General features: G+C 69.6%; 16 protein-coding genes and 2 pseudogenes. 2 read left to right on the forward strand and 16 right to left on the reverse strand.

What is annotated here, in order from left to right:
* Positions 1-9: 9 nt before the first annotated feature.
* From SSP24_RS37040 to SSP24_RS45015, 4 genes and pseudogenes are all read right to left on the reverse strand, one after another.
* Positions 10-534 carry a response regulator transcription factor gene (locus SSP24_RS37040; protein ID WP_141314749.1) on the reverse strand — a complete coding sequence of 175 codons (525 nt, stop codon included), beginning with the start codon at positions 532-534 and terminating at the stop codon, positions 10-12.
* Positions 531-1787: a sensor histidine kinase gene (locus SSP24_RS37045; protein WP_141314751.1), complete on the reverse strand. Its 1257-nt coding sequence runs from the start codon at positions 1785-1787 to the stop codon at positions 531-533. The genes SSP24_RS37040 and SSP24_RS37045 overlap by 4 nt, the downstream gene beginning before the upstream one ends.
* Positions 1788-1793: 6 nt before the next feature.
* Positions 1794-2576 carry an ABC transporter permease gene (locus SSP24_RS37050; RefSeq protein ID WP_141314753.1) on the reverse strand — a complete coding sequence of 261 codons (783 nt, stop codon included), beginning with the start codon at positions 2574-2576 and terminating at the stop codon, positions 1794-1796.
* A gap of 95 nt (positions 2577-2671) precedes the next feature.
* Positions 2672-3043 (reverse strand): annotated as a pseudogene (locus SSP24_RS45015) (ATP-binding cassette domain-containing protein); the annotation flags it as partial.
* Between the two features lie 92 nt (positions 3044-3135).
* Here SSP24_RS45015 and SSP24_RS37060 point away from each other — a divergent pair.
* Positions 3136-3678, forward strand: coding sequence for a GNAT family N-acetyltransferase (locus SSP24_RS37060; protein WP_141314755.1), 543 nt, complete (start codon positions 3136-3138; stop codon positions 3676-3678).
* 2 nt (positions 3679-3680) lie between these two features.
* Here the strand turns inward: SSP24_RS37060 and SSP24_RS37065 are convergent, their stop codons facing one another.
* The 7 genes from SSP24_RS37065 to SSP24_RS37095 all read right to left on the reverse strand — a co-directional run bounded on the left by SSP24_RS37065 (position 3681) and on the right by SSP24_RS37095 (position 11697).
* Positions 3681-5147, reverse strand: a complete 1467-nt coding sequence (locus tag SSP24_RS37065) for a type IV secretory system conjugative DNA transfer family protein (protein ID WP_141314756.1) — start codon at positions 5145-5147, stop codon at positions 3681-3683.
* 22 nt (positions 5148-5169) lie between these two features.
* Positions 5170-6579 (reverse strand): ATP-binding protein, encoded by a 1410-nt coding sequence (locus tag SSP24_RS37070; protein ID WP_141314758.1) that lies wholly within the window; start codon positions 6577-6579, stop codon positions 5170-5172.
* Between the two features lie 14 nt (positions 6580-6593).
* Entirely contained in the window at positions 6594-8150 is a 1557-nt protein-coding gene (locus SSP24_RS37075) for an SCO6880 family protein (RefSeq protein WP_141314760.1), read from the reverse strand.
* A complete protein-coding gene (locus SSP24_RS37080; protein ID WP_141314762.1) occupies positions 8147-9472 on the reverse strand; it encodes a hypothetical protein in 1326 nt (441 codons plus the stop codon). The genes SSP24_RS37075 and SSP24_RS37080 overlap by 4 nt, the downstream gene beginning before the upstream one ends.
* Positions 9462-10280, reverse strand: a complete 819-nt coding sequence (locus SSP24_RS37085) for a DUF8175 domain-containg protein (RefSeq protein WP_141314764.1) — start codon at positions 10278-10280, stop codon at positions 9462-9464. The genes SSP24_RS37080 and SSP24_RS37085 overlap by 11 nt, the downstream gene beginning before the upstream one ends.
* A gap of 208 nt (positions 10281-10488) precedes the next feature.
* The gene (locus SSP24_RS37090; RefSeq protein ID WP_006136301.1) at positions 10489-10797 is read right to left on the reverse strand and encodes a DUF8827 family protein; all 309 of its coding nucleotides are present in this window, start codon (positions 10795-10797) and stop codon (positions 10489-10491) included.
* A gap of 297 nt (positions 10798-11094) precedes the next feature.
* A complete protein-coding gene (locus tag SSP24_RS37095) occupies positions 11095-11697 on the reverse strand; it encodes a TetR/AcrR family transcriptional regulator (RefSeq protein ID WP_141314766.1) in 603 nt (200 codons plus the stop codon).
* A gap of 89 nt (positions 11698-11786) precedes the next feature.
* Here SSP24_RS37095 and SSP24_RS37100 point away from each other — a divergent pair, with 89 nt between their 5' ends.
* Positions 11787-12719, forward strand: a complete 933-nt coding sequence (locus SSP24_RS37100; RefSeq protein WP_141314769.1) for an oxidoreductase — start codon at positions 11787-11789, stop codon at positions 12717-12719.
* Positions 12720-12776: 57 nt separating this feature from the next.
* Here SSP24_RS37100 and SSP24_RS37105 read toward each other — a convergent pair whose 3' ends face one another.
* From SSP24_RS37105 to SSP24_RS37120, 5 genes and pseudogenes are all read right to left on the reverse strand, one after another.
* Positions 12777-13022, reverse strand: coding sequence for a hypothetical protein (locus SSP24_RS37105; RefSeq protein ID WP_229864903.1), 246 nt, complete (start codon positions 13020-13022; stop codon positions 12777-12779).
* 56 nt (positions 13023-13078) lie between these two features.
* On the reverse strand, positions 13079-13267 hold the full coding sequence (locus SSP24_RS37110; RefSeq protein ID WP_141314771.1) for a toxin-antitoxin system HicB family antitoxin: 189 nt from the start codon (positions 13265-13267) through the stop codon (positions 13079-13081).
* A gap of 18 nt (positions 13268-13285) precedes the next feature.
* The gene (locus SSP24_RS44535) at positions 13286-13738 is read right to left on the reverse strand and encodes a DUF6177 family protein (RefSeq protein ID WP_308439622.1); all 453 of its coding nucleotides are present in this window, start codon (positions 13736-13738) and stop codon (positions 13286-13288) included.
* A complete protein-coding gene (locus SSP24_RS43205) occupies positions 13735-13908 on the reverse strand; it encodes a hypothetical protein (protein WP_167529813.1) in 174 nt (57 codons plus the stop codon). The genes SSP24_RS44535 and SSP24_RS43205 overlap by 4 nt, the downstream gene beginning before the upstream one ends.
* A gap of 29 nt (positions 13909-13937) precedes the next feature.
* A pseudogene (locus SSP24_RS37120) lies at positions 13938-14119 on the reverse strand (transposase family protein); the annotation flags it as partial.
* Between the last annotated feature and the right edge of the window lie 2 nt (positions 14120-14121).

Below are 14121 nucleotides of genomic sequence, written 5' to 3' on the forward strand. Positions count from 1 at the left end.
CAAGGCCCTTCAGGACGAGCTCACCAATTTCGTGTCGTACGCCAGAATCACCGCCTGAATGCGGTCCCTCGACCCCGTCTTCGCCAGGATGCGGCTGACGTGTGTCTTCACCGTCGACTCCGCCAGGTGCAGGCGTGTGGCGATTTCCGTGTTGGTCCAGCCCTTGCCGATGACCGTGAGGATTTCGCGTTCGCGGTCCGTGAGGGGAGCGAGGCGAGGGTCCGGCCCCGGACGGGTTTCGGGGGTCGGGAGGTGGTGGGCGTAGGCGTACTCGTTCAGGTCGAAGGTGGTGAGGATCAGGACGCGGGTGCGGTCGCCGGTGGCGATGATGTGGCGGGTGGCCTGGATGCCGTCCAGGCCGGGCATGCGGACGTCCATCAGGACGACGTCGGGGTGGAGTTCGGCCGTCATACGGACCGTCTCGCTGCCGTTCGTCGACTCACCCAGCACCGTTAGGTCGTCCTGGCTCTCCAGCAGCATGCGAAAGCCGAAGCGCTGGAGGGGCTGGTCGTCGGCGATGAGGACGGTGGTCACTGCGGGAGTTCCTCCGGGAGGCGCAGGTGGACGCGCCAGCCGTGGTCGGGGTGCGGGAGTGGGCCGGCCTCAAGTGTGCCGCCGTACAGGGCGGTTCGTTCGTGCATGCCGGTCAGGCCGCGTCCTTGGCCGGGGGTGCGTGGGGCGGCCTGTGGGTGATGGGTGGTGTCCGTGGCGGTGACCGTGACGGCGCCGCCGTCGTCGTAGGAGATCTCGATGTGCGAGGTCGCGCCGGGGCCGGCGTGCTTGAGGGTGTTGGTGAGGGCTTCCTGGATGACTCGGTAGACGGTGAGTTGGCGGCCGGGAGGCAGGGCGGTGGGTTTGCCGTGGATGGTGGTGCGGACGGGGAGGCCGGCCTCTCGTACGCCGGCGATGAGATGGTCCAGGTCGGTGAGGGTGGGTTGCGGGGTGAGGTCGGGGTCTGACGGGAGTGTCTCCTCGTCGCGGAGGACGTCGAGGAGGCGGCGGAGGTCGGTGAGGGCCTGGCGGCTGGTGGTGGAGATGGCCTGGAGGGCCTGGGTGGCGCGTTCCGGGGTCTTTGTCGCCGCGTAGCGGCCGCCGTCCGCGAGGCCGGTGATGACCGAGAGGTTGTGGCCGATGATGTCGTGCATCTCGCGGGCGATGCGGGCGCGTTCGGCGGCCGCGGCGAGGCGGGCCTGTTGGTCGCGTTCGATTTCTAGGCGGCGGGCGCGGTCCTCCAGGGCGGCGGTGTAGTCGCGGCGGGTGCGGACCGCGATGCCGATGACGGCCACCAGGGCGGTGGACATCAGGGCGGGGACGACCTGCTGGTCCCAGCTGCCGTGCGGGTGGCGGACCGCCGTCACGCACACCGGGGCCATGACCACCGGGGTCGTCCACCACAGGGTGCGCAGGGGGAGGCGCAGGGCGATGTTGTAAAGGACGACCAGCTGGAGGAGGGCGGCCTGGAGGGTGGCGCCGGTCCAGGCGTTGGCGAGGGTCATGGGGGCCATGGCCAGGAGGACCGTACGGGGATGGGTGCGGCGCCAGAGGAGGGGGACCGTGAGGCCCAGGCTGAGGGTGAGGACGAGCCAGCCGGGGACCTCAGGGTTGCGGGCGATGTTGCGCCAGCCGTCGCCGGCCCAGTCGATCAGGGCGGCCGAGACACAGAAGCCGGTCAGGTGCAGGTCCCAGGCCAGGGGGTGGCGCCGGTCGAAGGCGCGTACCCTTCGCAGCATGCGGTGGACGTACTGGGTGAGGGGTTCGGCCGTCTGCTCCTGCGCCACGGGGCCCATCGTCGGTCAAACGTCCCTGCGGCGCAGTACCCATGCCGCCATTGCCAGCGTCGCCGCCGCCCACAGCGCGAGGGCGAGGAGGGCGCTGCCGGGTGAGGTCATGCCGGGCGCCGGGTCGGCGACCGTGAGGGCTTCCACGGCCTTGGCGGGGAAGTAGCGGACGGCGTCGTCGATTACGTCGTACGGGAGCATCCTGAGGACCTCCGGGAGGATCATGAGCAGGCCGATCAGCACGCCGATGGCGCCGGCGACGTGGCGGATCAGGGCGCCGAGGGCCAGGGCCGTGACGGCGAGGAGGGCGAGGCCGGCGGCGTTGCCGACGAGGGCCTGGAGGATGCCCGGGTCGGTGAGGGAGGCGGCCTTGTCGGTGCCGGTAAGGACGGTCTGGACGGCGGAGAAGGTGACGAGGTTGGTGGCCAGGACGGCCACGAAGGAGACCGTGCCGATGACCGCGGCCTTGGACCACAGGACGGGCAGGCGGCGTGGTACGGCCGTCATGGTGGAGCGGATCAGGCCCGTCGAGTGCTCGCCGGCGGTGGCCAGGATGCCGAGGACACCGACGACGATCTGCGTGAACTGCATGCCCAGGAGCGTGAGGAGAACGACGTCCATCTCGTCGGCGTCGCCGGACTCGTAGGACGCGCCGATGGTCAGGCCGGTGGCGAGAGTGAGGGCGGGGACGAGGGCGAGGCTGATCCAGGTGGAGCGGAGGGTGCGGAGTTTGTGCCACTCCGCGTGCAGGACGCGGGACTGGGTGACCCGGTGGGGAGCGGTGATGGTCGTGGTCATGCTGCGGCTCCTTCGGGGGTGGTCGCGGCGAACTCCACCGAGTCGCGCGTGAGGTGGTGGGGGTGTCCTGGGTGATGTGCCCGCACCGGAGGCCTGGTGCGGATCCGCAGGACGCCCTCGGGGTCCAGGCCGTTGACCGGCTCGTCGAGGGTGACGGTGGCCGGGTCGCCGAGCAGGGCCGCCGCGATGCCGAGGCGTTGGCCCATGCCGAGGGAGAAGGCGTTGACGCCGCGGCCGGCCACGTCCGTCAGGCCGGTGAGGTCCAGGACGTGGGTCATGCGACTGCGTGGGATGCCGTGCGGCCCGGGTGGACCGAGCGGGCCTCCAGCAGGGCGCCGACCTCGGTGAGGGGCGCGGGGTGGGCGGCGTAGGCGCGGCCGGGCGTCCAAGCCGAGGATCATGCGCAGGGTGGTGGATTTGCCTGCGCCGTTGGGGCCGAGGAAGCCGGTGACGGTGGCCGTAATCATGGTTCGATCGTCGGCCGTGCGGGGGCCCGGGGCGTCGGACCGTGGGCAGTATTCGGGGGAGGGGCGTAGTACTCGGGTACTACGGTGGGGCCATGAGCATCAGTGCCGAAGAGCGGTACGTCGTACGGTCTCTGCGTGCCGAGGAGTGGGCGGCGGCGCGGGAGCTGCGGCTTGCCGCGCTGCGGGATCCGGTGGCGCGGATTGCCTTTTTCGAGACGTACGAGGAGGCCGTGGCCCGGCCCGAGTCGTACTGGCGGGAGCGGGCTGCCGGGGCTCAGCAGGTTGTCGCCGAGGGGCCGGACGGGGTGTTGGTCGGGACGCTGACCGTGCTGGTCGAGGAGCCGGGGACGACGGACTGGGCCGGGTTCCCCGTCGAGCGGCGGCAGGGGCATGTGGTGGGTGTGTACATGCGGCCCGAGCATCGGGGGTGCGGGCTGACCGAGCTGCTCTTCGACGAGGCGCTGGAGTGGTGCTGGGCGCGGGGGCTGGAGCGGGTGCGGCTCATCGTGCACGAGGAGAACGGGCGGGCGCAGGCCTTCTACCGGAAGGTGGGGTTCGAGGCGAGCGGGGTGACTGTGCCGCTGGCCGGGCAACCGGGCGTCCTTGAGCGGGAGTTCGTCATCGAACGAGGGTGACGTCAGACCGGCAACTCGTCGTGCGGCCAGCGGGTGCGGGCCTGTTCGCGGGAGCGGAGCAGGGCCAGGGTGGGCAGGCCCTGGTCGGCTCCGGAGGCCAGCAGCCAGGGGAGTTGGGGGATGGGCGCCACCGCCGCGATGTCGTCGAGGACGAGGGTGAGTGGTGGGTCGAGGCGACCGGAGGATGACCGTTCGGCCATGCGCCGGCCGCGCTCGACCACGCTGGACACGAGCGCGGTGAGCAGGGGCATCGCGCCCGGGTTGGTCCGGGGGTCCTCGATGGATTCACCGACCACATAAAGCGTGCCCCCTTCGTCGATGAAGGAATCCAGGGCGAGGGTGTCGGGTCGGTTGGGGGTGCAGGACTCGCGGATGTTGACCGTGAACAACGCGGAAAGGGCGCGGGCGGTCAGCTCGTGGGCCATGTCTCGGCGGTCGGGGTGTGCGGTGAGGGCCGCTTCGAGTTCGCCCGCGGCACCGGGGGCTGCCTTGGGGTGGGTACGGAGGACTCGTACCGCTTCCTGGATCTGGGTGCCCTGGGACCAGCGGTGGACGTGGCGGATGGTGCGGTTGTCCAGGGCGGCGGCGTGGAGGTAGCTGCGCAGGAGGGTTTCGGCGGTTTCGCTGACCGCTTGGTCGAGCCGGGAGGTGGGGCGGACGGGGGTGAGGAGGGCGGCGGCTCTGGCTGTCGCCGTTTGTTTGTCCTCGCAGTGGGTGGTGGGGGACCAGTGGAGGCGGGCGGGGGTGTCGCAGGTGTGGGTGGGGTCGTAGAGGAGGACTGGGCCCAGTTTTGATCGGGCGTCTTTTGTTTCCTGCCAGAGGGTGGGGTTCGAGGTGACGACGAGGGTGGGGCCGTCCGCGTCTCGGATTGCCTCGGTTGCCGTTGTCTGGCGGCTTTCCCTGGTCGTGATGTGGATTTTTTCCCACCCGCCCACCCGTCCACCGCCAAACAGAGAGGCTGAGGGCTCCTGCTCCGGCTCACTCGGGCGGAGTGGTTCCGTCCGGTCCGGGGTAGCCGCTGCCTCGGTTGGCTCCGGATTCCTAGGCGTCGGGACCTCGTGGGAGGCGGCCGGCTCAGGAGCCGGTGCCTGTTTCGCCGCCGCACGGCGCCGTACCCGCCCCGCCCTCCACCGCGCCACCGTCCCCATCACGAACATGGTCAGCACGAACAGCACCATCAACTGGCCGATGAACAGCCCCCAGAACAGCCCGTACCCCGAGAGCTGTGCTCCCGGGGTGTGCGGCCAGGCGCCGGTGATGTCGTGCGGCTCGGCGATGAGGTGGCGCATGGCCAGGGGCGTACGGGTGAACGTCACGCCCTGCGGCCACGCTCCGTGCGAGAACCAGCCCGCCAGGCCCGTGGCCGACCAGACCAGCAGGGTCATGCCGAGCAGAAACGCGAGTATGCCGATCAGCAGGCCGTCGGGGATGCCGCCCTGGGCGTCCCGCCGGTGGTCGTCCGCTCTCACGCCGTCCCCTTACGCCACCGTCTTACGCCACCGTCGACTCGGAGTCGCCGAGGTGCTGTTCCATGAACGCCGCCGCCCGCTCCTCCGCCTCCAGCTCGGCGGCGCGCAGGGCGTCGTCGGTGGGGTCGGAGGCGGACTCGGTCATCGCGCGGTCGGTGAAGACCAGGGGGCGTTCCGTCTCCGTGACCAGGTGTTTGACGACCTGGACGTTGCCGTTGACGTCCCACACCGCGATGCCCGGTGTCAGCGTGGGGATGATTTCCACCGCCCACCTGGGCAAACCCAGCACCCGGCCGGTGGCCCGTGCCTCGTCCGCCTTCTGGGCGTAGATCGTCCTGGTCGACGCCATCTTCAGGATCGCCGCGGCCTCCTTCGCGGCCGCGCCGTCGACGACGTCGGACAGGTGGTGGACGACGGCCACGAACGACAGACCCAGCCGTCGGCCGAACTTCAGCAGCCGCTGGAACAGCTGTGCCACGAACGGGCTGTTGATGATGTGCCAGGCCTCCTCGACCAGGAAGATGCGCTTCTTCCGGTCGGGGCGGATCCAGGTGTGTTCCAGCCAGACGCCGACGATCGCCATCAGGATCGGCATGGCGATGGAGTTGCGGTCGATGTGGGAGAGGTCGAAGACGATGAGCGGGGCGTCGAGGTCGATGCCGACCGTCGTCGGGCCGTCGAACATGCCCCTCAGGTCACCGTCGACCAGACGGTCCAGCACCAGCGCCACGTCCAGGCCCCAGGCCCGTACGTCGTCCAGGTCGACGTTCATCGACTCGGCCGACTCCGGCTCGGGGTGCCGTAGCTGCTCCACGATGTCCGAAAGGACCGGTTGCCGCTCGACGATCGTCTCGTTGACGTAGGCGTGCGCGACCTTCAGGGCGAAGCCGGAACGCTCGTCCAGCCCGTGCCCCATCGCGACCTCGATGATGGTCCGCAGGAGGGCGAGCTGGCCGGTGGTCGTGATCGCGGGGTCCAGCGGATTGAGGCGGATGCCGTGGTCCAGGGCCGCCATCGGGTCCAGGCGGATAGGGGTTATCCCCAGCTCCTGGGCGATGAGGTTCCACTCGCCGACGCCGTCCTCGCCCTGGGCGTCGAGGACGACGACCTGGCGGTCGCGGAAGCGGAGCTGGCGCAGGACGTACGTCTTCTCCAGGGCCGACTTGCCGTTGCCGGACTCGCCGAGGACCAGCCAGTGCGGGGCCGGGAGCTGCTGACCGTACAGCTGGAAGGGGTCGTAGATGTAGCCCTTTCCGGAGTACACCTCGCGGCCGATGATGACGCCGGAGTCGCCGAGGCCGGGGGCGGCGGTGGGCAGGTAGACGGCCTGGGCCTGGCCCGTGGAGGTGCGTACCGGCAGCCGGGTGGTCTCCACCTTCCCGAACAGGAAGGATGTGAAGGCGTCGGTGATGACGGAGAGCGGGTCCCGCATCAGGGCATCAACCCCTACCTTCGGATTCCGGTGGCGAACGGGAGCGTGTTCACGAAGGCCCGGTGGTGTTCGCGGTCGCACCACTCCAGCTTCAGATACGACTTTCCGGCCGACGCCCTTATCGTGCGCTTGTCGCGGGCCAGTGCCTCCGGGGAGCGGGAGGAGACGGTGATGTAGCCGACCAGGTTGACGCCGGCGGCGCCGCTCGCGAGGTCCTCGCCGCGCTGGTCGAGGCGGTTGTGGGCGGCGATGTCGCGGGGGTCGACGGTGCGGTTCATCTTGGCGGCGCGGGAGGCCTCGGCCTCGTCGTTCGTCTTCTCGGTCAACATACGTTCGATGGCTACCTCGGTGGGTTCGAGATCCATCGTCACGGCGACCGTTCGGATGACGTCCGGGGTGTGCACGAGGAGGGGAGCCAGGAAGTTGACGCCGACGGGAGTCATCGGCCACTCCTTGACCCAGGCCGTGGCGTGGCACCACGGCGCACGGGTCGAGGATTCCCGGGTCTTCGCCTGGAGGAAGGTGGGCTCCGTGGCGTCCAGCTCGGCCGGCCAGGCATTGCGTTTCGTCATCGCCTGGATGTGGTCGATCGGGTGGTCCGGGTCGTACATGGAGTGGATGAGCGAGGCGAGCCGGCCCTGGCCGAGGGGCTGGCGTACGCGGATGTCGGCTTCCTGCAGCCGGGAGCAGATGTCGGTCAGCTCGCGGGCCATGACAACCGCGAGACCGGCGTCGCGGTCCACCTTGCCGCCGTGCGGGCGGGCCGCGCGGGCCATGGCCTGGGCCTCGGCGGCGAGTTCGCGGTTGTAGTGCATGCAGGCGACGAGGTACGCGCGGTGCTGTTCGCTGCTCGTCGACACCATCGACTGCAGCTGGTCGTACGACTGCTGCAGCCACGCCGGTGTGCGGTCGTCGCCGCGTACGGCGACGTCCTTGGCGTGCGCGTCCGGGTCGGCGGGGAGGGTGCGGGCGAGCATCTGCAGGCGGGTGACGAAGCCGTCGCCGTTCGCCACGTGCTTCAGCAGGGTGCCGAAGCGGTCGACGAGGGCTTCCTGGTCCTCGCTGTCGCGCAGGCCGACGCCGGGGCCCTCGATCTCGATGGCGGCGGTGACGGTCTTGCGGTCCGCGTGCAGCAGTACGGCGATCTCGTCGGGGCCGAACGGGGCGGCGAGCCACGTGATGCGGCCGATGCCGGGCGGCGGGCCGACCTCGACCTCGCGCCCGTCGAGCCGCGTGCCCGCCTCCATGGCGACGGAACGGTAGGTGGCGTTGTGGCGGACGGTGCGCTTGTAGCTGCGGTTGATCTCGAACCACTTGTAGATCGTGCGGTGCTTGTACGGCACGTAGACCGCGGCCAGCGCGAGCAGCGGGAAGCCCATGAGCAGGACGATCCGCAGGGACAGCACCGGGACGAGGAGGCCGCACATCATGCCGAGGAACGCGCCCGCGATGATCAGCGCGATCTCGCCGGTCTCGCGATTGCGGCCGACGATCGCGTTCGGCCGGGCGCGGCCGATCAGATATGTACGGCGGGGCGTGACCGGATGGGACAGATGGGACTCGGTCGTCAACGCCCGTCACCTCCTGAGCGATTGCTACTGCTGTTGCGGGTGTTACTGGCGTGCGGTGTGTTGACCGGGCTGGACGAGCGCGGTGCGGGTGCGGCGGAGGGGACAGATCCGCCGCCACCGGGTGAGGGGCGGGAGCTGTGGGCGGCCATGCCGCCGGAGGCCTGGTTGGCGGGGCGAGGGGAGCTCGACTGGCTTCCGCCGCCGCCGTGGTCCGCGCGGGAGCTGTGCGTCTTGATGCCCTGGGCGACGAGGGTGGCCGGGGAGCTGATGACGGCGGCGGCCTTGCTCTCGGCGCTCTGCATGATGCGGTTGTTGCGGGAGTTCGCGAGCTCGTCGCCGAAGCCTGGGACGAATCGGTAGATCATCGCCGAGGCGAAGATGGCGAGCAGGATGATGGCGAGGCCGGAGACGACGGCGGCCAGGGCGTCCGGGCCCTCTTCGGTGGCCAGAGCGCCGGCGAGGCCGAGGACGATGACGATGACGGGTTTGACGAGGATGACCGCGATCATGATGCCGGCCCAGCGGCGGACGTGACCCCACAGGTTCTTGTCCACGAGGCCCGCGTAGACCACGACGCCGAGCAGGGCGCCGACGTACAGGAGTACGGCCCTCAGGTACAGCTCCAGGTAGAGGACGCCCGCGGCGACGATGGAGACCAGCGATACGAGCATCAGCATGATCGGGCCGCCGCCGATGTCGGTTCCCTGGCTGAGCGCCTCGGAGAACGTGCCGAAGAACGTGTCCGTCTGGTTGCCGGTGGCCCTCGCGAGGACGTCACTCACGGCGTCGGTCGCCGAGACGACGGTGTAGAGGATGAGCGGCGTGAAGGCCGAGGCCAGCACCGTGAGCCACAGGAACCCGATGGCTTCCGACAGAGCCGTCGCGAACGGGACGCCTCGGATGGCCCTCTTGGCCACTGCGAGCAGCCACAGGAGGAGCGTCAGGATCGTCGACGCCGCGAAGACCACCGCGTAGTGCTTCAGGAACGTCAGGTTCGTGAAGTCGACGTTCGCGGTGTCCTTCACGGCCTCGCTGAGCTTGTCGACGGTCCAGGAGGCGGCGTCTGCGCAGCCCTTGGCGAGGGAGGAGAGGGGGTCTAGGGGGGAGGTGGGGTCGAGGGTGGGGGAGTTGTCGCCGGTGCGATTGGTGCCGGCGTCTCGTTCGCAGTAGTCCTTGGCGGGGCCGACGATGAGGTCGCAGTTGTCGTCGGACGGCGATGGGGTGGGGGCTGCGGCGACACGGGTGGCCACGAGCACCAGGGCGGTCTGTACGGCGGTGAGGGCGGCGGCGACCGTGAGTGCGCGGCGCGGCTTACCGGGCATAAGTGAAGCCTCCGTACTCCTCGACGGCCTTGGCCATCTCGTCGGCGCTGGATGCCCTGGCGTCACCGGGAACGGGTGCGGGGCCGTCCTTCTGGGCGAAGCTGTCGACCTTCCAGTCGCCGTCCGCCCAGCGCAGCTGGAGCGTCAGGGTGAACCAGTCACTGGTGACCGGGTTGGTCGAGGTCTCGCCGGTGGTGCCGAACACACCGGTGCACCAGACCTCGACGACTGCGGCGGAGTCCGAGTAGTTGGTCACCTTCGTGCCGATCGGCATGGTGCGCGAGACGTAGGTGCTGCCCCTCTTGGCGTTGCCGTTGGCGTCCAGGCCGATGCTGCTCAGGAACTCCTTGGAGTAGGCCCGCTTGAACTGGCCTTCCAGAGCGGCCTGTTTGTCGGTGACGAAGACCTGCTTGACGATCTCGGTGCGCCGGGCCGGCTTGAGGATGTCGGCCGAGACCAGCGTCACCGCGTAGTTCGCCGCCGCACTCTCCACCCCCTGCCGGTCATGGGCGAACCCCGTCGGAATCCCCGCCGACTTGGTCTCCACCGGTCGCTCCCCGCTCGGCGCCGTCGGTGCTGCCTGGGGTGCTGAAGCGTTCCCCTCCGTTGTCGTGGAGTCGTCGCCGCCGCGGTTGGCGAAGGCGATCGCGGCGATCAGGAGGACCACCACGCCGACCACCGTGACCAGGCTCCGGGAGGAGCTGCGGGTGCGACGGGCGCCGTACGGTTCGGCGTCCGGCAGCCGGGTACGGGTGTGCCCGGTGCCGGCGTAACCGCCGGAGGCCTCGTGTTCGTCCCCGGGACTCATGCCGCGCCCGCCCCCTCGATGTCGTAGCGGAGACCGTCGTACCGAACGACCGTGTAGATGTACGACGGTAGCCGCGATGGTTCCCGCGCGGGCGCGGTGTGGTGACTCGACATCAGGGACATCAGGGAAACGCAACCTCAGCCGGTGGGCACGACGGGCGGGTGGGGTAGAGGGGACCGGGCGCGCCCGGAGAGGACGTGGTGCGGTCTTACACCGCCATGCCGTACACGATGGTGAACAGCGTGCCGAGGGAGCCGATGATGAAGACTCCGGTGAGGCCGGCGATGATGAGGCCCTTGCCCTGTTCGGCGCTGAAGGTGTCCCGGAGGGCCGTCGCGCCGATGCGCTGTTTGGCCGCGCCCCAGATGGCGATGCCGAGGCAGATGAGGATGGCGACCGCCATCACCACCTCGATCATCACCTTGGCCTCGTTGCCCAGGCTGCCGAAGGGGCCCCAGTCCGGAGCGATCCCGCCGATGATGGTGTTGATGTCTCCTTCGTCGGCCGCAAAGAGCATGTAAGTCACCGCCCCTGTTGGGTAGTTCCGCAGTCCCCTGCGGTGCGCAGAGGTCAGGCCTCATTGTCGCCGACAACGGCGCCGTCGTATGTCGACTTGGCGTCATTGCTTGGCGGGTTTCGTACGAATACCTCGTATCGTCACTGTGTGTATCACGGCAGGTAACGCCGGGCAACGAAGTGGAGCGGAACCTGTGGTGTGGTGCCGTCGTTGAGCCGCATTACGGCCTGACCCAGGTTCTCCGGGCTCTTCGGGGTGAAGGGTATCGCCGTGGTGGCGCGGGGCGGTGACGAGGGGTCAGCGCGGGCGCAGGCCGTGGAGCAGGTGGTGGACGAGTTCGCCGATGCTGTCCAGGGCGGCCTGGGGCGGGAATGTGCCGTTGGCGGTGAAGGCGGCGATGCCGTGCAGGCTGGCGCCCGCGACGAGGGTGATGCGTTCGGGGTCGCCCTCGACGATCTCGCCGCGCTGCTGGGCGTCCGCGATCAGGCGGAGGAAGGGCGTGATCGTGCGTTCCACGGCGGCGACGAGCTGCTCGGAGACGTCCGGGTCGTGCTTGAGGGCGTACATGAGCTCCAGGAGCGCGGCGTTGTCGATGGCGAAGCCGAGGTAGGCGCGCGCGAGCGCGGTGAGCCGCTCCTCGAAGGGCAGGGCGGGGTCGTCCGCGGTGTCCAGGGTCTGGGTCAGGCGCTCGAAGCCGGCGAGGGCGAGGGCGTCGAGCAGGGCCTGCTTGTCCTTGAAGTGCCGGCCGGGGGCGGCATGGCTGACCCCGGTCTCGCGGGCGAGTTCGCGCAGGGACAGTGCGGCGGTGCCCTTCGCCCGCAGGGTGCGTTCCGCTCCGGCGAGCAGGGCGGCGCGCAGGTCTCCGTGGTGGTAGGGGCGGGTCTCGGGCATGCGCATCATCGTATCGCGATGTTGACGGCGTCAGCTTTGTTGGCGTTGCCATCTTTGTTGTCATTGACAGCATTGTTGTCGCTGCCTACATTGGGCTCATGGCTACCAAGAGGAACGCGAGCAAGTGGAACGTGAGCCGTCTTCCCGACCTCACCGGTCGGACGGCGGTCGTCACCGGCGCCAACAGCGGTATCGGCCTCGCCGCCGCGGACGCGCTGGCGGGTGCGGGGGCGCATGTCGTCTTCGCGGTGCGGGACCCGCAGCGCGGGCGGACGGCGGCCGGGACCGTGCGCGGCAGTACGGAGGTCAGGCGGCTCGACCTCGCGGACCTGGCTTCGGTGCGGGAGTTCGCGCAGGAGTGGGGTGACCGTCCGCTGGACCTGCTGATCAACAACGCGGGCGTGATGATGCTGCCCGAGCAGCGGACCAAAGACGGCTTCGAGATGCAGTTCGGCACGAACCATCTCGGCCACTTCGCGCTGACGAACCTGCTCCTGCCGTACGTCACCGATCGCGTCGTGACCGTGTCGTCGGGCGCCCATCGCTTCGGCGCCGGTGTCATCGACTTCGACGACCTGAACCTGACGAAGGGCTACACCCCCGTCCGCGCCTACGCCCAGTCCAAGCTGGCGAACCTCCTGTTCACCCTGGAACTCCAGCGCCGGCTGACCGAGACCGGCTCACGGGTCCGCGCCCTCGCCGCCCACCCCGGCTACGCGGCCACCAACCTGCAGAGCCATGCGGCCAACCCCGTGTCCCGTGCCGCGATGCAGCTCGGCAACAAGTTCTTCGCCCAGGACGACAAGGCCGGCGCCCTCCCGACCCTCTACGCGGCGGTCATGGACCTACCCGGCGCGAGCTTCGTGGGCCCGGACGGCCTCGGCGAAATGCGCGGCGCGCCCACGCTGGTGGGCCGCTCGGCAGCGGCGAGCGATCCGGGGGCGGCTCGTCAGCTTTGGGCGGCGTCGGAGGAGCTCACGGGCATGAGTTTTCCGCCTCCGCTTCCTCTGACGGACGCGGCGCGGGCGTGAGGAAGGGACTGCCACATCACGTCGGGGGAGCGGCCTCCGCGCCGCTGGGTTGCTCCCTCAGAGGTCGAGAACTGCGCGCAGGGCCTGGTCGACGCGTGCGAGGGCGTCCGGGCCGATGTTTCCCAGGTAGGTGCCGTCATGGAAGCGCGTTGTCTTGAGCTGAGCGATGTTGAGAGCCACGGCGACGCCTTCCACCGGAGCGCTCAAGTGCACGGACATGATGGTGTCCGGATAGGCGCCGGGCGGATGCAGCACGAGGGCCAGGCAGGCGCCGAAGGCCTCGTCGAGCCCGTCGAGACTCACGACACAGACTGTGCGTTCCCCTTGGACGCCCTTGACCTGCCAGATGTCCCCCCTCTTCACCACGCGTCGCCTTCCCCGTCCAGGTCCGGGCGATAGCCGGCGGCGGCCAGCTGCTGTGCCGCGTCCAGGGTGATCTGCCGACGAATGAGGCGGTCTATGTAGGCGGACACGTTCCCTTCAGGGGCGTGGGTGCGGACATAGACGGCGGTTTCGTCGGAGAGCGACACTGTGATCTTCGTGGTCATACTTGCATCCTACTCAAGTCATACCACCCCGGAAGTGCCCCTGGGTTGCCCCTTCACTCCTTCGAGCTCTTGGCTCTCAACCGGTCGTCGATCTGCCGCAGGCGCTCCCGCGCGGCGGGATCGGTGCCGGTGCAGTACGGCTCCGGTGAGTCCGTCGTCGTAGCCGCAGTCGAGGTCGCGCATGACCCAGCGTGCCGGGATGCGCTCCAGCACGGTGCGTGCGGGCAGGGTGAGAGCCGGGTGCCGGGTGGGGGTGACGATGTGGAGTTCGCGCCCGGTCTGGAGGGGGGTGCGACATCGGTGTGGGCGGCTTCGCGTGGCCACATGGTGCCGCCGAGTACGGTCGCCAGCCGCTCGGCTATGGACCTGGCCAGCCGTCCGGCCTCCCCGCTCCGTGTGGTCGCCCGCGCCTCGGTTCACCACACCGGCCCGTCCGCCCGTGCAGCCGTCCCAGCAACCGCTCCGCCTCACCGGGCAGGGAAGAACGTCGAGAGTCTGTCCCTGACAACAAGGCCGACCACTCTGACGCCATCGTGCGTGATCTTTACCTTCCCTCTCTCGGGCGTCTCCCGCGCCAGCTTCTCTCCGACCTCGATGATGTCCAGCACCGTCCAGTCCGGTGGGAAGAATGGTGTGCTCAATGCTGTCCTTCTTGAGCCAGTTTCCCTGCCCTGCGTTCGCAGACCCGGATGATGCGGTGGGCGAGGGCCGCCGTCAGATCGTGGGCACGGCCGGGCAGGGCGGGCGAAATCCACAGCAGCCGGCCGGCCAGGTCGGTCACCACCTGTACGTTCACCCGTGTCGGCGGTGCTTGTGGGAGTAGTCGGCCCGGCCGTCGGCAACCCACGGACACC

The sequence above is a fragment of the Streptomyces spinoverrucosus genome, assembly GCF_006539505.1.
In the GTDB taxonomy this organism is placed as follows: Bacteria; Actinomycetota; Actinomycetes; order Streptomycetales; family Streptomycetaceae; genus Streptomyces; species Streptomyces spinoverrucosus.